The organism is Pseudomonas sp. A-RE-19, assembly GCF_019956555.1.
GTDB lineage: Bacteria > Pseudomonadota > Gammaproteobacteria > Pseudomonadales > Pseudomonadaceae > Aquipseudomonas.
In genome coordinates, this window is the sequence record NZ_JAHBDQ010000033.1 from 132675 (window position 1) to 155243 (window position 22569).

Annotated in this window: 15 protein-coding genes; 2 read left to right on the forward strand and 13 right to left on the reverse strand. The window is 60.3% G+C overall.

The window, feature by feature from the left end:
- Window positions 1–30: 30 nt before the first annotated feature.
- The gene (locus KGB14_RS20075) at window positions 31–933 is read right to left on the reverse strand and encodes a LysR family transcriptional regulator (RefSeq protein ID WP_223488453.1); all 903 of its coding nucleotides are present in this window, start codon (window positions 931–933) and stop codon (window positions 31–33) included.
- 152 nt (window positions 934–1085) lie between these two features.
- Between KGB14_RS20075 and KGB14_RS20080 the strand changes: the two genes are divergently transcribed.
- Window positions 1086–2327: an MFS transporter gene (locus KGB14_RS20080; protein WP_411740796.1), complete on the forward strand. Its 1242-nt coding sequence runs from the start codon at window positions 1086–1088 to the stop codon at window positions 2325–2327.
- A 147-nt stretch (window positions 2328–2474) separates the two neighbouring features.
- Here KGB14_RS20080 and hemE read toward each other — a convergent pair whose 3' ends face one another.
- From hemE to KGB14_RS20135, 11 genes are all read right to left on the reverse strand, one after another.
- Window positions 2475–3542 (reverse strand): uroporphyrinogen decarboxylase, encoded by a 1068-nt coding sequence (gene hemE / locus KGB14_RS20085; protein ID WP_223488455.1) that lies wholly within the window; start codon window positions 3540–3542, stop codon window positions 2475–2477.
- Between the two features lie 228 nt (window positions 3543–3770).
- The gene (locus KGB14_RS20090) at window positions 3771–5189 is read right to left on the reverse strand and encodes an FAD-dependent oxidoreductase (RefSeq protein ID WP_223488456.1); all 1419 of its coding nucleotides are present in this window, start codon (window positions 5187–5189) and stop codon (window positions 3771–3773) included.
- A 33-nt stretch (window positions 5190–5222) separates the two neighbouring features.
- Window positions 5223–9668 carry a glutamate synthase large subunit gene (gene gltB, locus KGB14_RS20095; protein WP_223488457.1) on the reverse strand — a complete coding sequence of 1482 codons (4446 nt, stop codon included), beginning with the start codon at window positions 9666–9668 and terminating at the stop codon, window positions 5223–5225.
- 349 nt (window positions 9669–10017) lie between these two features.
- Window positions 10018–11616 (reverse strand): AAA family ATPase, encoded by a 1599-nt coding sequence (locus KGB14_RS20100; RefSeq protein ID WP_223488458.1) that lies wholly within the window; start codon window positions 11614–11616, stop codon window positions 10018–10020.
- A 10-nt stretch (window positions 11617–11626) separates the two neighbouring features.
- The gene (gene aroB / locus KGB14_RS20105) at window positions 11627–12727 is read right to left on the reverse strand and encodes a 3-dehydroquinate synthase (protein ID WP_038978611.1); all 1101 of its coding nucleotides are present in this window, start codon (window positions 12725–12727) and stop codon (window positions 11627–11629) included.
- Between the two features lie 150 nt (window positions 12728–12877).
- Entirely contained in the window at window positions 12878–13396 is a 519-nt protein-coding gene (gene aroK / locus KGB14_RS20110; RefSeq protein ID WP_201121330.1) for a shikimate kinase AroK, read from the reverse strand.
- A gap of 4 nt (window positions 13397–13400) precedes the next feature.
- Window positions 13401–15482 carry a type IV pilus secretin PilQ gene (gene pilQ / locus KGB14_RS20115; protein ID WP_223488459.1) on the reverse strand — a complete coding sequence of 694 codons (2082 nt, stop codon included), beginning with the start codon at window positions 15480–15482 and terminating at the stop codon, window positions 13401–13403.
- Between the two features lie 13 nt (window positions 15483–15495).
- The gene (locus tag KGB14_RS20120; protein WP_223488460.1) at window positions 15496–16023 is read right to left on the reverse strand and encodes a pilus assembly protein PilP; all 528 of its coding nucleotides are present in this window, start codon (window positions 16021–16023) and stop codon (window positions 15496–15498) included.
- Window positions 16020–16643, reverse strand: coding sequence for a type 4a pilus biogenesis protein PilO (gene pilO / locus KGB14_RS20125; protein WP_223488461.1), 624 nt, complete (start codon window positions 16641–16643; stop codon window positions 16020–16022). Before pilO ends, KGB14_RS20120 begins: the two co-directional genes overlap by 4 nt.
- A complete protein-coding gene (locus tag KGB14_RS20130; RefSeq protein WP_223488462.1) occupies window positions 16640–17206 on the reverse strand; it encodes a PilN domain-containing protein in 567 nt (188 codons plus the stop codon). The genes pilO and KGB14_RS20130 overlap by 4 nt, the downstream gene beginning before the upstream one ends.
- The gene (locus KGB14_RS20135) at window positions 17206–18270 is read right to left on the reverse strand and encodes a pilus assembly protein PilM (RefSeq protein WP_223488463.1); all 1065 of its coding nucleotides are present in this window, start codon (window positions 18268–18270) and stop codon (window positions 17206–17208) included. Before KGB14_RS20135 ends, KGB14_RS20130 begins: the two co-directional genes overlap by 1 nt.
- 218 nt (window positions 18271–18488) lie before the next feature.
- On the opposite strand from KGB14_RS20135, the gene KGB14_RS20140 reads away from it, so the two are divergent.
- Window positions 18489–20927 carry a penicillin-binding protein 1A gene (locus KGB14_RS20140; RefSeq protein ID WP_411740797.1) on the forward strand — a complete coding sequence of 813 codons (2439 nt, stop codon included), beginning with the start codon at window positions 18489–18491 and terminating at the stop codon, window positions 20925–20927.
- A 259-nt stretch (window positions 20928–21186) separates the two neighbouring features.
- Here KGB14_RS20140 and KGB14_RS20145 read toward each other — a convergent pair whose 3' ends face one another.
- Window positions 21187–22455, reverse strand: coding sequence for a malic enzyme-like NAD(P)-binding protein (locus tag KGB14_RS20145; RefSeq protein ID WP_223488465.1), 1269 nt, complete (start codon window positions 22453–22455; stop codon window positions 21187–21189).
- Window positions 22456–22569 lie beyond the last annotated feature (114 nt).

Genomic DNA, 22569 nt, shown 5'->3' on the forward strand with positions numbered 1-22569 from the left:
AACGGGTGACCTCACTGGGGTCACCCGTAGTTATGACTTCAGAGGCTCAACCTTACGCGTTAGCAACTCCACAAACGCCTTTGCCATCGGCGACTTCTGATCCTTGCGCTGCACCAGCCACACCGCTGACACCGCTTCCGGATCCAGCAACGGCCGATACACCACGCCATCGATACGCATCCGCTGATAAGACGCCGGCAACACCGACACCCCAAGCCCCGCCGCCACCAACCCAATGATGGTCATCGCCTCGCCAGCCTCCTGGGCGAAGTGCGGGCTGAAGCCGGCATCCCGTGCCAGGCTGAGCAGCTGTGCGTACAGACCGCTGCCATAGCTGCGTGGGAAAAACACGAAGGGTTCGAGGGCCAGCGCCGAGAGGAATAATCCTTCTTCGCTGCCATTCACCAGCGGATGCTTGGAGCTGAGCACCGCCACCAATGGCTCACGCATCAATTCCACCACGCTGAGGGAGTCCGGCAAGCCCAACGGTCGCATGATGCCGACTTCGATCGACTCGTCCACCAGTGCGTCCGCCACTTGGGTACTGCTCATTTCCCGCAGGTTCAGGTGCACCGCCGGAAAGCGCTGACGAAACGAAAAGATCGCCTGGGGAATGGTCGAGTTGAACGGCGCCGACGAGGTGAAGCCGATCTTCAGCTCACCTAACTCTCCGAGTTGTGCCCGCCGCGCAACGTCCGCCGCTTTGTCGACCTGAGCCAGCACCAACCGCGCCTCTTCCAGAAACAGCCGACCGGCCTCACTGAGCTCGACCCGACGATTGGTTCGCTCGAACAGACGCGCGCCCACTTCCTGCTCCAGCGCCTGAATCTGCTGACTCAACGGCGGTTGCGAGATGCCCAGCACTTGTGCAGCGCGGCCGAAATGCAGTTCTTCGGCGACGGCGATGAAGTAGCGCAGGTGACGCAATTCCATGAAAACTCCATTAGGTCGTTAAACCTATCAAACAGGTCGAACAATATATTGGATTGAATCATTAGCCAGCTATATGATTTTTTCATTGCCTGACCGGCTGCGCCCCTCCGAGGTCCGAAGTGAAAACTGCTGTCGCCCCACTCGCCCATGAAATTCCGCCTGCCGCGCGGGACGATGTCGTCGCTGAGCTAAACGAGATCTACATCGAAAAAGGCACGCCGCTGTTCATGCGCACGGTGCTGGCGCTGTTCTCCGGCGGCTTCGCGACCTTTGCCCTGCTCTACTGCGTGCAACCAATGATGCCGCTGCTGTCCCGCGAGTTTTCCATCAACGCGGCCCAGAGCAGCCTGATTCTGTCGGTCGCCACCGGCATGCTCGCCATCGGCTTGCTGATCACCGGTCCCATCTCTGATCGCATCGGGCGTAAACCGGTGATGGTCGCCGCGCTGTTTGCCGCAGCGCTGTGCACCATGGCCAGCGCGATGATCCCGAGCTGGCAAGGCGTGCTGGTGATGCGGGCGCTGGTGGGGTTGTCGTTGAGCGGTCTGGCGGCGGTCGCGATGACTTACTTGAGCGAAGAAATCCATCCGCAGCACCTTGGCCTGGCCATGGGGTTATACATCGGCGGCAATGCCATCGGCGGCATGTGTGGACGATTGATCGTCGGGGTACTGATCGACTTCGTCAGCTGGCACACGGCAATGCTGGTCATCGGTGGCCTGGCGCTGATTGCCGCAGCGGTGTTCTGGAAAATCCTCCCCGAGTCGCGCAACTTCCGCGCTCGCTCGCTGCACCCTCGCAGCTTGCTGGACGGCTTCACCATGCACTTTCGCGACGCCGGCCTGCCGCTGTTGTTTGTCGAAGCGTTCGTGCTGATGGGCGCGTTCGTCACGCTGTTCAACTACATCGGCTATCGCTTGCTGGCCGAGCCGTATCACATGGACCAAGCCTTTGTCGGGCTGCTTTCGGTGGTGTACCTGTCGGGCATCTACAGCTCGGCGAAAATCGGCGCCCTGGCCGACCAGCTCGGCCGGCGCAAAGTGCTCTGGGCAACCATTGTGGTCATGCTCGCGGGCATCGCCCTGACCATGTTCACGCCGTTACCGCTGGTGATCATCGGCATGCTGATCTTCACCTTTGGTTTCTTCGGGGCGCATTCGGTGGCCAGCAGCTGGATCGGCCGTCGTGCGATCAAGGCCAGAGGACAGGCGTCGTCGCTGTACCTGTTCAGCTATTACGCCGGGTCGAGTATCGCGGGTACAGCAGGCGGCGTGGCCTGGCACCTGGGAGGCTGGAACGGGATCGGGTTGTTTATTGGCGGGTTGCTGGTGATTGCGCTGTTGGTGGCGTTGAAACTGGCGAAGTTGCCGCCGTTGGTAAATTTGAAAGCCTGACGGCAGTATCCGGTCAGCCACAAACAACTGTGGGAGCGAGCCTGCTCGCGAAGGGTCATAACATCCAACATCTAAGTTGACTGTTATACCGCTATCGCGAGCAGGCTCGCTCCCACAGAAAAGCGGGGACTTTTTATCAGGCTGCTATCACTCGTGATACTGCGCCGACAGTTCATGCACCGCGCGCAGGAACGCCCCAGCATGTTCCGGGTCGACTTCCGGCGTGATGCCATGGCCGAGGTTGAACACGTGGCCGCTGCCCTTGCCGTAGCTGGCGAGAATGCGGCCGACTTCGGCGCGGATGGCTTCTGGCTTGGCGTACAGCACGGTCGGGTCCATGTTGCCTTGCAGGGCGACTTTGCTGCCGACGCGTTGACGGGCTTCGCCAATGTCGCAGGTCCAGTCCAGGCCCAATGCATCAGCGCCGGCGTCGGCGATGCTTTCCAGCCACAGGCCGCCGTTCTTGGTAAACAGGATGACCGGCACTTTGCGGCCTTCGTGTTCGCGGATCAGGCCGCTGACGATTTTGCGCATGTAGGCCAGGGAGAATTCCTGATAGGCCGCCGCAGAGAGGTTACCGCCCCAGGTGTCGAAGATCTGCACCGCTTGCGCACCGGCCATGATCTGGCCGTTGAGGTAAGAGGTGACCGATTGCGCGAGCTTGTCCAGCAGCAGGTGCATGGCTTGCGGGTTGTCGTAGAGCATGGCCTTGGTCTTGCGGAAGTCTTTCGACGAGCCGCCTTCGACCATGTAGGTGGCCAGGGTCCATGGGCTGCCGGAGAAGCCGATCAGCGGCACGCGGCCGTTCAGTTCGCGGCGGATGGTGCTGACCGCGTCCATGACGTAGCCGAGGTCTTTGTGCGGGTCAGGAATCGGCAAGGCTTCGACGTCGGCCATTGTGCTGACGACTTTTTTGAAGCGCGGGCCTTCACCGGTTTCGAAGTACAGGCCCTGGCCCATGGCATCGGGGATGGTCAGGATGTCGGAGAACAGGATTGCCGCATCCAGTTGTGGATAGCGGTCGAGCGGCTGCATCGTGACTTCGCAAGCGAACGCCGGGTTCATGCACAGGCTCATGAAGTCACCGGCCTTGGCACGGCTGGCGCGGTATTCAGGCAGGTAGCGACCGGCCTGACGCATCATCCACACGGGGGTGACGTCTACGGGTTGCTTGAGCAGGGCGCGAAGGAAACGGTCGTTCTTCAGGGCAGTCATGTCGGCATCCGGAAAAAAAGTGCGGGCATTTTCTCAGAGCGCGACGCAAAAGGCACGGCAAGAGCCGCGCCTTTTGTCTATCGGGTCAATTTGTCGCGGGTTACATCTGCTGATTCTGCGTTGATTCGGCCGACCTCTTCGCGGGCAAGCCTCGCTCCTACAGGGGTTTACGCGGTCCCTGTAGGAGCGAGGCTTGCCCGCGAATGGAGCGACGCCGATCAAGCAGATTTACACGCCCAGGTAATCCAGGATCCCTTCAGCGGCATTGCGACCTTCGAAGATCGCCGTTACCACCAGGTCGGAGCCGCGCACCATGTCGCCACCGGCGAAGATTTTCGGGTTACTGGTCTGGTGCTTGTACTGACCTTGTTCCGGCGCCACGACGCGGCCCTGGCTGTCGGTCTGGATGCTGAACTGTTCGAACCACGACGCCGGGCTTGGACGGAAACCGAAGGCGATGACCACGGCGTCGGCCGGGATGATCTCTTCGGAACCCGGGATCGGCTCGGGGCTGCGGCGACCACGGGCGTCCGGCGCGCCGAGACGGGTCTCGACCACTTTCACGCCCTCGACACGGTCTTCACCGACGATAGCGATCGGCTGACGGTTGTAGAGGAATTTCACGCCTTCTTCCTTGGCGTTCTTCACCTCTTTGCGCGAGCCCGGCATGTTCGCTTCGTCACGACGATAAGCACAGGTCACCGACTTGGCGCCCTGACGAATCGAAGTACGGTTGCAGTCCATCGCCGTGTCGCCGCCACCCAGTACCACGACCTTCTTGCCTTTCATGTCGACGAAATCTTCCGGCGACTTTTCAAAGCCCAGGTTGCGGTTGACGTTGGCGATCAGGAAGTCCAGCGCGTCATGCACGCCCGGCAGATCTTCGCCGGCAAAGCCGCCCTTCATGTAGGTGTAGGTGCCCATGCCCATGAACACGGCATCGTATTCTTCGAGCAGTTGCTCGATGGTCACGTCCTTGCCCACTTCGGTGTTCAGGCGGAACTCAATGCCCATGCCGGTGAAGACTTCGCGACGATTGCTCAGCACGGTCTTTTCCAGCTTGAACTCGGGAATACCAAAGGTCAGCAGACCGCCGATTTCCGGGTTCTTGTCGAACACCACCGGGGTCACGCCACCGCGTACCAGCACGTCGGCACAGCCCAGGCCGGCCGGGCCCGCGCCGATCACCGCCACACGCTTGCCGGTCGGTTTGACCTTGGACATGTCCGGGCGCCAGCCCATGGCGAACGCGGTGTCGGTGATGTACTTCTCGACCGAACCAATGGTCACCGCACCAAAACCGTCGTTGAGGGTGCAGGCACCCTCGCACAGACGATCCTGAGGGCAAACCCTACCGCAGACTTCCGGCAGGGTGTTGGTCTGGTGCGACAGCTCGGCGGCGGCGAGGATGTTGCCCTCGGCCACCAGCTTGAGCCAGTTGGGAATGAAGTTGTGCACCGGGCACTTCCATTCGCAATACGGGTTACCGCAACCCAGGCAGCGGTGGGCCTGGTCGGCCGACTGCTGGGGTTTGAACGGTTCGTAGATTTCCACGAACTCTTTCTTGCGTTGACGCAACAGTTTCTTCTTCGGATCCTTGCGCCCGACATCGATGAACTGGAAGTCGTTATTCAGACGTTCAGCCATTGTTAAAACCTCATCAAACTCTTCAGGCGCATATCACTGCGGGTTGGCACGGGTGCTGGAAAGCAACGATTTCAGGTTGGCAGCCTTGGGCTTGACCAGCCAGAAACGACGCAGATAGTCATCAAGGTTTTCAGCGAGATTACGACCCCACTCGCTGTCGGTTTCCTCGACGTATTCGTTCAGCACGCGTTGCAGGTGGCTGCGATAGGCTTCCATCGCCTCACCGCTGATCCGCTGGATTTCCACCAGTTCGTGGTTGACCCGGTCAACGAAGGTGTTGTCCTGGTCGAGCACGTAGGCGAAACCGCCGGTCATGCCTGAGCCGAAGTTGTAACCGGTCTTACCCAGCACGCAGACGAAACCACCGGTCATGTACTCGCAGCAGTGATCGCCCGTGCCTTCAACCACGGTGTGAGCACCGGAGTTACGCACCGCGAAGCGCTCGCCCGCGGTGCCGGCGGCGAACAGCTTGCCGCCGGTGGCGCCATACAGGCAGGTGTTGCCGATGATGGCGCTGTCCTGAGTCTTGTAGACGCTGCCCTTCGGCGGAACGATAACCAGCTTGCCGCCAGTCATGCCCTTGCCGACGTAGTCGTTGGCGTCACCTTCCAGGTACATGTTCAGGCCACCGGCGTTCCACACACCGAAGCTCTGACCCGCCGTGCCTTTGAAGCGGAAGGTGATCGGCGCGTTGGCCATGCCCTGGTTGCCATGCTTGCGAGCGATTTCACCGGAGATCCGCGCACCGATGGAACGGTCGCAGTTGCAGATATCCAGGGCGAAATCGGCGCCGCTCATGTCGTTGATGGCCGAGGTGGCCAGGTCGACCATTTTCTCGGCCAACAGGCCTTTGTCGAACGGCGGGTTGCGGTCGACCTGGCAGAACTGAGGCTTGTCTGCCGGGATGTGATCGCTGCCGAGCAACGGGGTCAGGTCCAGGTGGTTTTGCTTGGCGGTCTGGCCTTCGAGGATTTCCAGCAGATCGGTACGGCCGATCAGCTCTTCGAGGGAGCGCACGCCCAGCTTGGCCAGCCACTCACGGGTTTCTTCGGCGACGTAGGTGAAGAAATTCACCACCATGTCGACGGTACCGATGTAGTGATCCTTGCGCAGCTTCTCGTTCTGAGTCGCGACGCCGGTGGCGCAGTTGTTCAGGTGGCAAATACGCAGGTATTTGCAGCCCAGGGCGATCATTGGCGCGGTGCCGAAGCCGAAGCTTTCAGCGCCGAGGATCGCTGCCTTGATCACGTCGAGGCCGGTTTTCAGGCCGCCGTCAGTCTGCACCCGGACCTTGCCGCGCAGGTCGTTGCCGCGCAGGGTCTGGTGGGTTTCGGCCAGGCCGAGCTCCCACGGGGCGCCCGCGTATTTGATCGAGGTCAGCGGCGATGCACCGGTGCCGCCGTCGTAGCCGGAGATGGTGATCAAGTCCGCATAAGCCTTGGCCACGCCGGCAGCGATGGTACCAACGCCCGCTTCTGCAACCAGCTTCACCGAGACCAGCGCCTTCGGGTTGACTTGTTTCAGGTCGAAAATCAGCTGCGACAAGTCTTCGATCGAATAGATGTCGTGGTGCGGCGGAGGCGAGATCAGGGTCACGCCCGGCACTGCGTAACGCAGTTTGGCGATCAGACCGTTGACCTTGCCGCCCGGCAACTGACCACCTTCGCCTGGCTTGGCGCCTTGGGCGACCTTGATCTGCAGCACTTCAGCGTTGACCAGGTATTCCGGGGTCACACCAAAACGGCCAGTGGCAACCTGCTTGATTTTCGAGCTCTTGATAGTGCCGTAGCGCGCCGGGTCTTCGCCGCCTTCGCCGGAGTTGGAACGCGCACCGAGGCGGTTCATGGCTTCGGCCAGGGCTTCGTGGGCTTCCGGCGACAGCGCACCGAGGGAGATGCCCGCTGAGTCGAAGCGCTTGAGCACCGATTCCAGCGGTTCGATCTCGCTGATGTCCAGCGGCGTATCGAGGGTCTTGACCTTGAACAGGTCGCGGATCATCGACACCGGACGGTTGTCCACCAGCGCCGTGTATTCCTTGAACTTGCTGTAGTCGCCCTGCTGCACAGCCGCTTGCAGGGTGCTGACCACATCCGGGTTGTAGGCGTGATATTCGCCACCGTGGACGAATTTCAGCAGGCCGCCTTGCTGGATCGGCTTGCGCGGGCTCCAGGCTTCGGCTGCGAGGGCTTTCTGCTCGGCTTCGATGTCGACGAAACGCGCACCCTTGATGCGGCTCGGCACGCCACGGAAGCTCAGCTCGCAGACTTCTTCGGACAGGCCGATGGCTTCGAACAGTTGCGCACCGCGGTACGAGGCGATGGTGGAGATGCCCATCTTCGACAGGATCTTCAGCAGGCCTTTGGTGATGCCTTTACGGTAGTTCTTGAACACCTCATAGAGGTCGCCCAGCACTTCACCGGTACGGATCAGGTCGCCCAGCACTTCGTAGGCCAGGAATGGATAGACCGCCGAGGCGCCGAAACCGATCAGCACCGCGAAGTGGTGCGGATCGCGAGCAGTAGCGGTTTCTACCAGGATGTTGGAGTCGCAACGCAGGCCTTTTTCGGTCAGGCGGTGATGCACCGCGCCGGTAGCAAGCGAAGCGTGGATCGGCAACTTGCCCGGGGCGATGTGACGATCACTCAGCACGATCTGGGTGCGACCGGCGCGAACGGCTTCTTCAGCCTGATCGGCGACATTACGCACCGCAGCTTCGAGGCCGACGCTCTCGTCGTAGTTGAGGTCGATGATCTGGCGTTCGAAGCCCGGACGATCGAGGTTCATCAGCGAGCGCCACTTGGCCGGGGAAATGACCGGCGAGCTGAGGATCACGCGCGAGGCGTGTTCCGGCGACTCCTGGAAAATGTTGCGCTCGGCACCGAGGCAGATTTCCAGCGACATGACGATGGCTTCGCGCAGCGGGTCGATCGGCGGGTTGGTCACCTGCGCGAACTGCTGACGGAAATAGTCGTACGGCGTGCGCACGCGCTGGGACAGCACGGCCATCGGCGTATCGTCGCCCATCGAGCCGACGGCTTCGTAGCCTTGTTCGCCGAGCGGACGCAGCACCTGGTCGCGCTCTTCGAACGTGACCTGATACATCTTCATGTACTGCTTGAGCTGATCGACGTCGTAGAACGCCGAACCATGGTCGTTGTCTTCCATGGTCGCCTGGATGCGCAGGGCATTCTTGCGCAGCCATTGCTTGTACGGATGGCGGGACTTCAAGCGGTTGTCGATGGCGTCGGTGTCGAGGATCTGACCGGTTTCGGTGTCCACGGCAAAGATCTGGCCAGGGCCAACACGGCCCTTGGCGATCACGTCTTCAGGCTGGTAGTTCCAGACACCGATTTCCGAGGCCAGGGTGATGAAGCCGTTCTTGGTGGTGACCCAACGCGCCGGACGCAGACCGTTACGGTCGAGCAGGCACACCGCGTAACGACCGTCGGTCATGACCACGCCGGCCGGGCCGTCCCACGGTTCCATGTGCATCGAGTTGTATTCGTAGAACGCACGCAGATCCGGGTCCATGGTTTCGACGTTCTGCCACGCAGGCGGAATGATCATCCGCACGCCACGGAACAGGTCGATGCCACCGGTGACCATCAGCTCGAGCATGTTGTCCATGCTGGAGGAGTCGGAACCGACACGGTTGACCAGCGGGCCGAGTTCTTCCAGATCCATCAGATCGTTGGTGAACTTGGTGCGACGGGCCTGAGCCCAGTTGCGGTTACCGGTGATGGTGTTGATCTCGCCGTTGTGGGCGAGGAAGCGGAATGGCTGAGCCAGCGGCCATTTCGGCAGGGTGTTGGTCGAAAAGCGCTGGTGGAACACGCAGATTGCGGTTTGCAGGCGCTGGTCGCTCAGGTCTGGATAGAAGGCGGTCAGATCCGCCGGCATCATCAGGCCTTTATAAATGATGGTCTTGTGGGAAAAGCTGCAGATGTAGTGATCGACGTCGGCGGCGTTGGCCACGGACGAACGACGACGGGCGCTGAACAGCTTGATCGCCATGTCCTGATCGCTCAGGCCTTCACCACCGATGAACACTTGTTCGATCTGCGGCAGGCGCTCGAGGGCCAGACGACCGAGGACGCTGGTGTCGATCGGCACTTTGCGCCAGCCGACCAGGGTCAGGCCTTCGGCCAGGATCTCGCGGTTCATGTTCTCGCGAGCGGCTTCGGCTTTTACCGGATCCTGGTTGAAGAAGACCATACCCACGGCATATTGCTTGGGCAGTTCGACGCCGAAGGTTTCCTGGGCGATGGCCCGCAGGAACACATCCGGCTTTTGAATCAGCAGACCGCAACCGTCACCGGTCTTGCCGTCGGCGTTGATCCCACCGCGGTGGGTCATGCAGGTCAGGGCCTCAATGGCCGTTTGCAAAAGGGTATGACTGGGCTCGCCCTGCATATGGGCTATCAGGCCGAAACCGCAGTTATCCTTGAATTCATCTGGTTGGTACAGACCTGCTTTCATAGACACTTTCTCACCAGGCTGCCTCTTATCGAGGCAAATTTCTTTTCAATTCAACCAGTTACCATCCACACCGAACGTACGCCAGCTTTGCGGGGCAAAAGGGAGGTCATTGTACACACCGACACTGAGGCTCACAAATTTGACGACGAAATGTCGCAAATCTATGTCGCATTTGTGAAAGGTTTAAAGCGATATGCTGTGCTAGTCAAAACTTTTTTAATTTTGACCGCAGCGACTCAAAGACTACTGTGACGCAGACACCACAAGGCACGCGGCCTGTAGAGGCGGCATGCACTTGCAGAAATTTTGAGGTGCCGGGAGAGGCGGCCTGGGTAAGGCCGCCGAATCTTCAGCGAGTTGTTGCCAGTTCCTGTTGGACGCTGGCGACAGTGCGAGGCCAAGGTTTACCAGCCTGAACCTTCGCTGGCAAGGCCTTGATGGCGGTAACGGCTGCATCGCGGTTGGCGAAGCTACCGTAGGTGATGACGTAAAGCGGCTTGCCGTTGAGCACTTTCTTGAAGTAGCGGTACTCGCCGCCCTGCTCTTTGACGAAACTTTGCGCGGCCGATTCGGAGCTGGTGCCGAGGATTTGTACCACGTAGTTGCCCGGCGCCTGACCTGCGTACCAGCTACCACCGGCGGCTTTGGCCACGGTGACTGGCTTCTCGGCTGGCTTCTCGACAGGTTTGACGGCAGCGGCGGGCTTGGCTGGCGCTGGTGCCGGCTTGGCAACCGGTGCAGGCGCTGGCTTGGCGGTCGCGACCTGAGTCGGTGCAGGCGTCGGCTTGGCGGCTGGAGTCGGTGCAGGTCCCGCTGGAACGCCTGCCGGCGGCGCAGTGGTGGTCACGGTCGGCGGTGTGGCGCTGGAGCCTTCAACCGGTACACCGTCGTCGCCTTCGGTGATCCCTCCGGCGGCTTCGGCCAACGGACCGCGCATGACCGGTTGCGAATTACCGACCAACGGCAACGGCATCGGCTGCGAATTACCGGCGAATTCGACGGAAGGAGCGCCGCCGCTATTAGGTTGTGGCGTGCCCTGGCCGAGCGGCAGTTGTGCCTGTTCGTTGGCAGGCGCGCCGGTGGTCGGTGCCTTGTTGCGACCCGGCATCAGCCAGGCGGCGGCTACCGCGACCACGACAACGGCGGAAATCGCCAATACGTGTTTCTTCGGCATGTTGAACCCCATACTTGGACGCTTCACCGCAGAGCGGCTGGCAATCATGGCTTCGATCATCGCATCGCGGGCGACCTGGTTGATGGTGCCAGGCCAACCGTCGGAGCTTTCGTGAATATCAGAGATCTGATCTGCGGTGAAAAGTTCGATACCCCGGCCAGCGCCTTCGAGTCGCTGATCCAGATATTCGCGGGTTTCTTCTTCGGTGTACGGCTGCAGTTCGATGACATGGAAACGCTCTTCCTCAAGGTTCAATGCCTCGAGCTGAGCAATCAGTGAAGACTCACCGAACAGAAACACATGCGGACGACCTTCCGGCGCACCCGCGGCCAGGGCCAGAAGGGCCTCCAGCGCCGATTCGTCGAGCTGCTCGGCGTCATCCACCAGCAAATAGACTTCCTGCCCCGTGAGGGCAAGCTGCACCACTTGAGCCAGAATCGCGCCGATCTCGGCCTGGGCGACGTTCAGCGCCTGAGCCACCTGACGCAACACGCCCGCTGCATCGCCAGCGCCACGGGCGGAAACCACCACGCTTTGCACTGATTGCTTGTTGGTGCTGGCCACCAGGGCCTGACGCAACAGGGTTTTGCCACTGCCATGAGGGCCGGTGACCACCAGCAGCAACTGGCTATAGCGAGCCAGATGATGCAGCTGCCCCAACACCGGCTTGCGCTGGGCCGGGAAGAATTTGAAGCCAGGCACCCGTGGAGCGAAAGGGTCATGACTTAACTGGTAATGGCCGAGGAAAGCCTCGTCGGCATGCAAACTAGTCATCGGGATCTTATTAACCTTTAAGCTGAGCCAGGGCGCGGTAATCCGCTCCCAGCGTGGCCTGTAAAACCTCTTTCGGATAATCGTCGGTCACCACGGCTTCGCCCATGTGGCGCAGCAGCACCAGGCGCAAACGACCGTCGATCACTTTCTTGTCAATTGCCATGTGTTCGAGAAAATCGGCTTCAGTCATCTCTTCTGGCGGAATAACCGGCAGCCCGGCCCGCTGGAACAGGCGAATACCGCGATCACGCTCCTGCTCGCTGATCCAGCCCAGGCGCGCGGACATTTCCAGAGCCATTACGGTGCCAGCAGCGACGGCTTCGCCATGCAGCCAGACACCATAGCCCATGTGGGTTTCGATCGCATGACCGAAGGTGTGACCCAGGTTGAGCGTGGCACGCACGCCGGTTTCTTTCTCATCGGCACCCACCACCGCAGCCTTGGCCGCGCAGGAGCGTTCGATGGCGTAAGTCAGGGCGGTCTGATCCAGGGCGCGCAGGCGATCGACGTTTTCTTCGAGCCAGGTCAGGAACGGCTCGTCGCAGATCAACCCGTACTTGATGACTTCCGCTAGCCCCGCAGACAGTTCGCGGGGCGGCAGGGTATTGAGGGTGGCGGTATCGATCAGCACCACGTTGGGCTGATAGAAGGCGCCGACCATGTTCTTGCCCAGCGGGTGATTGATCCCGGTCTTGCCGCCTACCGAGGAGTCGACTTGCGACAGCAGCGTGGTCGGCACCTGGATGAAATCGACGCCACGCTGGTAACAGGCGGCGGCAAAACCGGCCATGTCACCGATCACACCGCCGCCGAGGGCGATCACCGTGGTGCGGCGGTCGTGCCGTGCAGTCAGCAGGCCATCGAAAATCAGTTGCAGGGTTTCCCAGGTCTTGAAGGCTTCGCCGTCGGGCAGCACCACGGAAATCACCGAGAACTGCGCGAGACTGCGGGTCAGACGCTCGAGGTAGAGCGGCGCGACGGTCTCGTTGGAGATAATCGCTACCTGCCGCCCGCGAATATGCGGTGCCAGCAGCTCAGGCTGATCCAACAGACCTTCGCCAATATGAATCGGGTAGCTGCGCTCGCCTAAATCGACCTTGAGTGTCTGCATGTGTCCCCACAGTGAAGATGGAATCAGGCGTCCTGCCTTGAGTTTACGAATTCCAAGGCGTCTGCTGGTGTGACGCCGTTCGGTAGCCATCCGCCACAACCCAGAACGGTTGCAACAGGACGCCGAGGATAGCGCATTTCGCGCCGCGCATTAACGGGGAGGTAACTGCTGCAAGCGGTCGAGAATATCGAGCACCACCATCCGCGGTGGCCGCTCATCGGTTTCCACCACCAGGTCGGCGATCTCCCGATACAGCGGATCACGGATCGCCAGCAAATCCCGCAGGGTCTTCGCCGGGTCGGCGGTGCGCAGCAGTGGCCGATTGCGGTCGCGAGCCGTTCGGCCGACCTGCTGCTCGACAGACGCATGCAGATAGACCACCCGGCCACCGGCATGCAACGCCCGACGATTGGCTTCGCGCATGACCGCCCCACCACCGGTCGCCAGCACCACGCCGTCGAACGCGCACAGCTCGGCAATCATCGCCTGCTCGCGGTCACGAAAGCCTGGTTCGCCTTCCTTATCGAAAATCCACGGGATATTGGCGCCCGTGCGCAATTCAATTTCCTTATCGGAATCTTTGAATGGCAGGCGCAGCTCTTTGGCCAGCAACCGGCCGATGGTGCTTTTTCCAGCCCCCATCGGTCCAACAAGAATCAAATTTCGCACAGAATCAATGACTCACAGCAATCGCCTGATTGTTCATGATACGCGGAGTGAGAAAGACCAGCAGCTCGGATTTTTTCTCCGAAACCACATCACGCCGGAAAAGGCGGCCAAGATACGGCACATCACCGAGAAATGGCACCTTATCTACAACCTTGCTCTGAGTATTTGAGAAAACCCCACCAATGACGATGGTCTCGCCGTCGTTAACCAGTACCTTGGCGTTGACCTCGTTTTTCTTGATCGGCGGTACATCCTGCACTTTGTTCAAGTAGTCCGGTTCGTCCTTGGTGACCTTGACCTCCATGATGATCCGGTTGTCCGGGGTGATCTGCGGCGTCACTTCCAGGGACAGTGAAGCTTCCTTGAACGACACCGAGGTAGCGCCACTGGAACTGGCCTCCTGATAGGGAATTTCAGTGCCCTTGAGGATTTTCGCGGTTTCCTTGTCGGACGTGACCACCTTGGGCTGCGAGACGATTTCCCCGTTGCCGGTTTTCTCCATGGCCGTCAGCTCAAGGTCAAGCAGCACATTGTCGGTGATGAAGGCGATGCCGATCCCCGAGGTGTTGCCGGACGCCCCCATGTCAACGAACGGCGAGTTGGTGCTGGTGCTGCCCGGCGTACCAATGGTCGTCGACGAGCCGTTGCTGACCCCGGACGTGTTCCAGTTGCCCTTGTTCTGCACTGAACCGCCCCAGCGTACGCCCAGGCTTTTGTCGTAATCGACGTTGGCTTCGACAATGCGCGCCTCGATCATCACCTGGCGCACCGGAATATCCAGTTGCGCAACGATGCGACGAAGTTCGTCGAGGCGATCCTGAGTCTGATAGGCAATGATGTTGTTGGTCCGCTCATCGACAGTGATTGAACCTCGCTCGTCGACTTTCGCTTCGGCGCTGGTCACTGACTGGAACAGCTTGGCGATATCGGTGGCCTTGGCGTAGTTGACCTGCAACAGCTCGCGACGCAGGGGCGCCAGCTCGGCGATCTGCTTCCGCGATTCCAGCTCCTGGCGCTCCCGAGCGGCGATTTCATCGGCCGGCGCCACCAACAGCACATTACCGATCTTGCGTTTATCCAGACCTTTGGTTTTCAGCACCAGGTCCAGCGCCTGATCCCAGGGTACGTTCTGCAGGCGCAACGTGATGCCACCCTGCACCGTGTCACTGGCCACCAGATTGAGGTTGGTGAAGTCGGCGATCAATTGCAGCACCGAGCGCACATCAATGTCCTGGAAATTCAGCGAAAGCTTTTCGCCGCTGTACGCAGAACGTTCGATGTTGCGTTTCTGCAAGTCATCGACCGTCATCGGCCGGATGCTGATGGTCAGTTTGTTATCGGTCTGATAGGTCGAATAATCGAAAGCACCGCTGGGCTCGATACTGATCGTGGCCCGGTCGCCCGTGGCACTGGCGTTGACGAACTGCACCGGCGTAGCGAAATCCTTGACGTCGAGGCGTACGCGCAACCGTTCAGGCAGTTGAGTCTTGGTGAAGCCGACGATGATCTTGCCATCGCGCTCCTGGATATCCGGGGCGATGGACGGATCCGACAGATCGATGACCACATTGCCCTCACCCTGGGTGCCGCGCTGGAAATCCACGCCCCGGATGGCCTTGCCCACGGGCGCACTGGCTCTGGCGGGCGCCGGGCTCACAGTGGCCGCGCGCGTAGCGTTGGTGGTCGGTCTGGACACCTTGTTATCGGCCCCTTGCCCGACCACCACAAACAGATTGTTGCCTTCGACCCGTGCGTTATACGGGGTTAGTTGATTCAGGCTGATGATCAGCCGAGTGCGGTCCTTGGCCTCCACCACCGTAGCGCTGCGGGCATTGCCGCCACCCAGGTCACGACTCTTGGTCGCCAGCTGGCTGGTGACACCCGGCAGATCCAGCGCAATTCGCGCCGGCTGCTCTGTCGTGTACCCGTGCGGCTGCGGCGCAGGGCCGTCGAACGACAACTTCAACTCGACACGGTCACCGGGCAGCGCCGCAACATCCAGCGCCTTGAGATTGGCCGCCTGTACCATCGGCGACAGAAACGCTATCCATAGCGAAATACCGAAGGTTGAGAAAATCCTGTTCATTATTCGAGTTCCACTATGAGTGCTCTTTCAAAGGGATGGTCCGCGGCCGCTCCAGCCAGGCGCCTTCGCCATCGGGAACGATTTCGACCACTTCGACTTGCGAACCGCTGATGGCGACGATCCGCCCATCGTTACGCCCCAGGTAATCGCCGACTTTCAGCCGATGCACACCGCCCGCCCCGCGCAGCAGCGCAAAGGAGCCGGTCGCATTGGAGATCGTGCCGACCATTTCAAATTGCTCGATGTTGAAACCTTCGAGGTACTGTTTGACCCGATTCGGATCGGGCTTGACGTTAAGCGAGCCGTGCTTCTGGCCGGCCAGATCGACTCTGACCTGCCGGGAAAACGGGCTACGCAGGTTGGCAGCGTTGTAGGTGAATGTCGGGTAAGACCGAAATGTCGGCGTTGGTTCAATCTTGCCGGGCGCGCGCAGACGCACTTCGTTCAAGTACGCATCCAGGTCGCTGAAATCACTGTCGCCGCCACAACCGGCCAGGACGCCCAAAAAAATCACCATCGACAGGCAACGAATCGGACTCATTTTTGCAGCCCCTTGTCGTTGTAGCGGTAGGTCTTGGCCAGAATGCTCATGCGCAACTTCGGACCGCCGTCAGGATTGGCCGGCGCCAGGTCAAAGTCATGCAGGGTGACGATCCGTGGCAGGCCGGCCACGCCGCTGACGAAAGTGGCCAGGTCGTGATAAGCGCCGGTAACGGTGATCTGGATTGGCAGCTCGATGTAGAACTGCTGGGTGACCTCCGGGAGCAGCTTGATCTCTTCGAACTCCAGGCCGCTGCCCAGCCCCGTGCGGGTGATGTCCTCCAGCAGACCCGGCACTTCGGTGTCGCTGGGCAATTGCCGCAACAGCAAGCCGAAGGAGTTTTCCATCTCCTTCATCTGTTGGGTATACAGCTCCAGATTCGCGGCCATGTGGGCTTTGGTCGCAAACTGCTCCTTCAGGGTCGACTCTTCTTCGCGCTTGAGTTCGAGGTGGCTTTGCAGGTCGCTGAGATAGAAGCTGTAGCCCAGAGCCAGCACCAGAACCATGAGCAGCACACCGGCTATGACTTTGATCGCCGCTGGCCAGGAACCCATGTTATTGGTGTCAAGATCGTTAATGTCGATCTTGCGCAGCCCTTCAAACCATTCGGATGGCCTCATTTCCCGCCCTCCACAATCGTGGGCTGGGTCTGACGAACGGTCAGCTGAAATACATTAGCCTGATCCAGCTGACCGGCAGTGGTCGCTTTGACCTCCGTGAGGTTGGGCGCATCGAACCAGTCGGAGGCATCGAGATTGCGCATCAGGTCAGAAACACGATTGTTGGACTCCGCCGCGCCGGTGATGGACAAGGTCTTGCCGACCATTTTCACTTCGGTGAAATAGACCCCCTCCGGCAGGGTTCGCGCCAATTGATCGAACACCCGCCCGCTGATCGGCCGGTTGCCTTGCAGGTCCTGGATGATGCGCATGCGCTCGACCAGTTGCTGTCGACGGGCCTTCAGGTCGCTGATCTGCTTGATCCGCTCGTCGACCACGGCAATCTGCTTGCCGATGTAGTCGTTACGGGCGACTTGCCGATTGATGGCTGCGCTAACGACTTGATCCGCGATCAGCAGCGCCCCCACCGACCCTACCAGCACCCCCACCAACGCCAGCAAAAACCGCTTGCGGCGCGCTTCGCGCAACTCTTCGCGCCAAGGTAAAAGATTGATCCGTGCCATCAGTCGAAACTCCTGAGGGCCAGCCCGCAGGCGATCATCAGTGCCGGGGCATCGCTCGCCAGGGCACCGGCGTTGACCTTGCTGCTCAGGGTCATGTTGGAGAATGGATTGGCGACCTGGGTCGGCATACCCAGTCGCTGCTCGATCAATCGATCCAGCCCGGGGACCGAAGCGGTACCGCCGGCCAGGAGGATGTGATCGACCGAGTTGTACTGACCGGAGGCAAAGAAAAACTGCAATGACCGTGACACCTGCTGCACTAACGCTTCACGAAACGGCTGCAAGACCTCGCTGACGTAATCGTCTGGCAAACCGCCTTGCTTCTTCGCCAGCCCCGCCTGCCCGACCGTCAGGCCATAACGACGCTGGATTTCTTCCGTCAGTTGACGGCCGCCGAACAATTGTTCGCGGGTGTAGATGATCCGCCCGTTATGCAGCACGCTCAGGGTGGTCATGGTCGCGCCGATATCGACCACTGCCACGGTCAGACGCTCCTGAGAGGCGGCCAGTTGGGTGGCCAGCAGGCCGAACGACCGCTCCAGCGCATAGGCCTCGACATCGACCACGCGCGCCGTCAGACCGGCAATGGCCAGCGCCGCTTCACGAACCTCGACGTTTTCCTTGCGACAGGCCGCCAGCAGCACATTGACCCGCTCGGGGTTGCGCGCCGACACGCCCTGCACTTCGAAATCGATCGCCACTTCGTCCAGTGGATAAGGAATGTATTGATCGGCCTCGATCTTCAGCTGGTTTTCCATCTCGTCGTCGGAAAGGCCGGCGTCCATCTCGATGGTCTTGGTGATCACCGCCGAGCCGGCCACGGCCACGGCCACATTCCGGAGGCTGGTTTTAGCCTTGAGCAGCACGCGCGCAAGCGCCTGCCCAACGCCTTCGAGCTCGGCGATATTTTTCTCGACCACGGCACTGGCGGGCAGCGGCTCGACCGCATAGGCCTCGACCCGATAGCGATCACCCTGGCGACTTAACTCCAGTAGCTTCACCGACGTGGAGCTGATGTCGATCCCCAGAAGCGTATTGGCTTTTTTATTGAAGAGTCCTAGCACTACCAATTCCCTATGACTATCCGTGAGTTACGGACTCTGTAATATCCATTGCGTTCAATACCCTCCGTCTTGACAGAAGCGCAAATGACGCCCCCAACGGAAAAATGCTTATAATGCCCAGCGTTTTTTCCGCTTTCACTGCAAGCGCGGGTCATTCTCTGTATAGCCTGAACCCTGATGCCTAATTCATTCTTTGCCCTGGATATCCAAAAGCCTTGATTCGTCTGCTGAAATTTTTCGGTTGGTCCATCGTCGCCGTTTTCTGCGGACTGCTCCTGGGTCTGAGCGGCGCCTTTCTTTACCTTAGCCCCGGATTGCCATCCGTGGAGGCGCTAAGAAGTATTCAGTTGCAGATTCCTTTACGGGTGTACAGCAGCGACAACAAGTTGATCGCAGAATTTGGTGAGATGCGTCGCACACCAATCCGTTTCGCCGACATTCCCCCCAATTTCATCAATGCGTTACTAAGTGCTGAAGACGACAATTTCGCCAACCACTACGGCGTCGATCCCAGCAGCCTGATGCGTGCCGCCACCCAGCTGGTAAAGAGCGGACACATTCAGTCCGGCGGCAGCACCATCACCATGCAGGTGGCGAAGAATTTCTTCCTGACCAGCGAACGCAGCTTCTCGCGCAAGACCACTGAAATCCTCCTGGCCCTGCAGATTGAACGGCAGCTGACCAAGGATGAAATCCTCGAGCTGTACGTCAACAAGATCTATCTGGGCAACCGCGCCTATGGCATCGAGGCGGCGGCGCAGGTCTATTACGGCAAGTCGATTCGTGACGTCAGCCTGGCGCAGATGGCGATGATCGCCGGCCTGCCCAAGGCACCGTCGCGCTTCAACCCGCTGGCCAACCCGGCTCGTAGCAAGGAGCGTCGCGACTGGATCCTGGGGCGCATGTACAAGCTCGGCAAGATCACCGAAGCCGACTACACCACGGCCATCAATGAGCCTCTGAACGCCAGCTACCATGTGCCGACCCCGGAAGTGAACGCACCGTACGTCGCCGAAATGGCCCGTGCCGAAATGGTCGGGCGTTACGGCAGCGATGCGTACACCGAGGGTTTCCGCGTCACCACCACGGTGCCGAGCAACTTGCAGGAAATGGCCAATACCGCAATCCATGAAGGCTTGATGACCTACGATCAACGTCATGGTTATCGCGGCCCCGAATCACGCCTGCCGGGTAAAACCCGAGAGGTGTGGACCCTGGAGCTGACCAAGCAGCGGACCATCAGCGGCCTGGAACCGGCGATCGTGACCCAGATCGACAAGAACGGCGTGCAGGTGCTGACCCGCACCGGCGAAGAACACGTCGCCTGGGACAGCATGAAGTGGGCGCGCCCGTTCCTGAACACCAACAGCATGGGCGCCAATCCCAAGCAGCCGTCGGACGTGGCCCAGGTCGGCGATCTGATTCGGGTGCAGCGTCAGCCGGACCATTCGCTCAAATTCAGCCAGATTCCACAGGCTCAGGGCGCACTGGTTTCCCTTGACCCGCAGAACGGCGCCATTCGTTCCCTGGTCGGCGGTTTCGCCTTCGAGCAGAGCAACTACAACCGCGCGATGCAGGCCAAGCGTCAGCCGGGCTCAAGCTTCAAGCCGTTCGTCTACAGCGCCGCCCTGGACAACGGCTATACCGCCGCCAGCCTGGTGAACGACGCACCGATCGTGTTCGTCGACGAGTACCTGGACAAGGTCTGGCGTCCGAAGAACGATACCAACACCTTCCTCGGCCCGATCCGCATGCGTGAAGCGCTCTACAAGTCGCGCAACCTGGTATCGATCCGCCTGCTGCAAGCGCTCGGTGTCGACCGCACCATCGACTACATCAGCAAGTTCGGCTTCAACAAGCAGGACCTGCCGCGCAATCTTTCGCTGGCGCTGGGTACCGCGACCCTGACGCCAATGGAAATCGCCACCGGCTGGAGCACCTTCGCCAACGGCGGCTACAAAGTCAGCCCGTACATCATCGACAAGATCGAAAGCCGCAACGGCGACACGCTGTTTGTCGCCAACCCGCCGAGCGTTCCGAAGGGCCAGGACGTCAGCAGCGGCATCGCCGTGCCGGCCGCCAATACCTTCACGGTCAATGCCACCCCGGGCGAAGCACCGTCCGCCCAGCCAGCGCCACAAGCGCCCGCCGTGGCCGAGCGCATTATCGATGGCCGCACCACCTACATTCTCAACAGCATGCTTGAGGACGTGATCAAACTCGGCACCGGCCGCCGTGCGCTGGCACTGGGTCGCAGCGACATCGCGGGCAAGACCGGTACAACCAACGAATCCAAGGACGCCTGGTTCTCCGGCTACAACGCCGATTACGTGACCACCGTCTGGACCGGCTTCGACCAACCGGAAAGCCTGGGCAAACGCGAGTTCGGCGGCACTGTCGCCCTGCCTATCTGGATGAACTACATGGCGGCGGCCCTCAAAGACAAACCGCCCCACACCCAAGCGGAACCCGAAGGCATCCTCAGCCTGCGCGTCGACCCGGTCAGTGGCCGTGCAGCCACTCCAGGCACGCCAGGCGCCTACTTCGAGCTGTTCAAGGCCGAAGACACGCCACCGTCGGTGAACGAACTGGGCAACGGCAATGTGCCGGGCAGCCCGCTGCCAGCGGACGAGGCGGCGCCGATCGATTTGTTCTGATCGGGTAACGCAATGCAAAAGCCCCGTGCTTCTCTGGAAGGCGGGGCTTTTTAGTATTCGGGTTTCCTGTGAGGCAGCCTTCGCGGGCAAGCCTCACTCCTACAGATTTTGTGCCGTACGCAAACCCACGACCAACCGCAATCCCGTAGGAGCGAGGCTTGCCCGCGAAGAGGCCCTTACACACGATACAAAACCCTCAGATACAAAAAAGCCCCGACTCAATAAGAGCCGGGGCTTTTGGTTGAAGCGTTACAACGGCTTAGCCGTTGAACACGTCATCCACGCTTTTCAGCGGGTAGTTCTTCGGATACGGCAGGGTCGCCACACCGGTCTCGATCGCAGCCTTGGCCACGGCATCGGAGATCACGGTGATCAGACGGGCATCCATTGGTTTCGGAATGATGTACTCACGACCGAATTCCAGCTTGATGCCGCCGTAGGCGTCGCACACTTCCTGAGGCACTGGCAGCTTGGCCAGTTCACGCAGGGCATTGGCGGCGGCCACTTTCATTTCTTCGTTGATGCGCTTGGCGCGAACGTCCAGGGCACCACGGAAGATGAACGGGAAGCCCAGTACGTTGTTGACCTGGTTCGGGTAGTCCGAACGGCCGGTGGCCATGATCACGTCATCACGGGTAGCGTGAGCCAGTTCCGGGGCGATTTCCGGATCCGGGTTCGAGCACGCGAACACGATCGGGTTGGCCGCCATGGATTTCAGGCCTTCAGCGCTCAGCAGGTTCGGGCCGGACAAGCCAACGAACACGTCAGCGCCTTCCAGCGCGTCAGCCAGGGTGCGCTTCTCGGTCGCGTGAGCGAAGACAGCCTTGTACTGGTTCAGGTCATCACGGCCGGAATGGATCACACCGGTACGGTCGACCATGAAAATGTTTTCGATGTTGGCGCCCATGCTCACCAGCAATTTCATGCAGGAGATGGCGGCGGCACCAGCGCCCAGGCAGACGATCTTGGCGTCAGCCAGGGTTTTGCCAGCGATTTCCAGGGCGTTGATCATGCCGGCGGCGGTCACGATCGCGGTGCCATGCTGGTCATCGTGGAATACCGGAATGTCGCACTGCTCGATCAGAGCACGTTCGATCTCAAAGCACTCAGGCGCCTTGATGTCTTCCAGGTTGATGCCACCGAAGGTGATGGAGATACGCTTGACGGTATCGATAAAGGCTTGCGGGCTTTCGGAGTCGACTTCGATGTCGAAAACGTCGATGCCGGCGAAGCGCTTGAACAGCACGCCCTTACCTTCCATAACCGGCTTGGAAGCCAATGGGCCAAGGTTACCCAGGCCGAGAATTGCGGTGCCATCGGAAATGACTGCAACCAGGTTGCCCTTGCCGGTGTATTTGTAGGCCAGCTCAGGATCGCGGGCGATTTCGCGTACTGGTTCGGCTACGCCGGGGCTGTAGGCCAGCGACAGATCGCGGGCGGTAGCGGTGGCCTTGGTGAGCTCGACACTCAGCTTCCCTGGACGAGGATGGGCGTGATATTCGAGAGCGGCAGTTTTCAAATCAGACATGTGGGCATTCCGCTTTTTACTGTTGGACAGACGGACCGCCGAGGATACTCGCCTCGCAAAGTCCTCACAAGACTGACCAGTCACCCCTGTCAAGCGCCCGACCCTACGACTTTG

What these genes read in the sequence shown, in the direction of transcription:
- KGB14_RS20075 (WP_223488453.1), bottom strand. Translation starts at nt 933, where the DNA reads ATGGAATTGCGTCACCTGCGCTACTTCATCGCCGTCGCCGAAGAACTG.
- hemE (WP_223488455.1), bottom strand. Translation starts at nt 3,542, where the DNA reads ATGACTGCCCTGAAGAACGACCGTTTCCTTCGCGCCCTGCTCAAGCAA.
- KGB14_RS20090 (WP_223488456.1), bottom strand. Translation starts at nt 5,189, where the DNA reads ATGGCTGAACGTCTGAATAACGACTTCCAGTTCATCGATGTCGGGCGC.
- gltB (WP_223488457.1), bottom strand. Translation starts at nt 9,668, where the DNA reads ATGAAAGCAGGTCTGTACCAACCAGATGAATTCAAGGATAACTGCGGT.
- KGB14_RS20100 (WP_223488458.1), bottom strand. Translation starts at nt 11,616, where the DNA reads ATGACTAGTTTGCATGCCGACGAGGCTTTCCTCGGCCATTACCAGTTA.
- aroB (WP_038978611.1), bottom strand. Translation starts at nt 12,727, where the DNA reads ATGCAGACACTCAAGGTCGATTTAGGCGAGCGCAGCTACCCGATTCAT.
- pilQ (WP_223488459.1), bottom strand. Translation starts at nt 15,482, where the DNA reads ATGAACAGGATTTTCTCAACCTTCGGTATTTCGCTATGGATAGCGTTT.
- KGB14_RS20120 (WP_223488460.1), bottom strand. Translation starts at nt 16,023, where the DNA reads ATGAGTCCGATTCGTTGCCTGTCGATGGTGATTTTTTTGGGCGTCCTG.
- pilO (WP_223488461.1), bottom strand. Translation starts at nt 16,643, where the DNA reads ATGAGGCCATCCGAATGGTTTGAAGGGCTGCGCAAGATCGACATTAAC.
- KGB14_RS20130 (WP_223488462.1), bottom strand. Translation starts at nt 17,206, where the DNA reads ATGGCACGGATCAATCTTTTACCTTGGCGCGAAGAGTTGCGCGAAGCG.
- KGB14_RS20145 (WP_223488465.1), bottom strand. Translation starts at nt 22,455, where the DNA reads ATGTCTGATTTGAAAACTGCCGCTCTCGAATATCACGCCCATCCTCGT.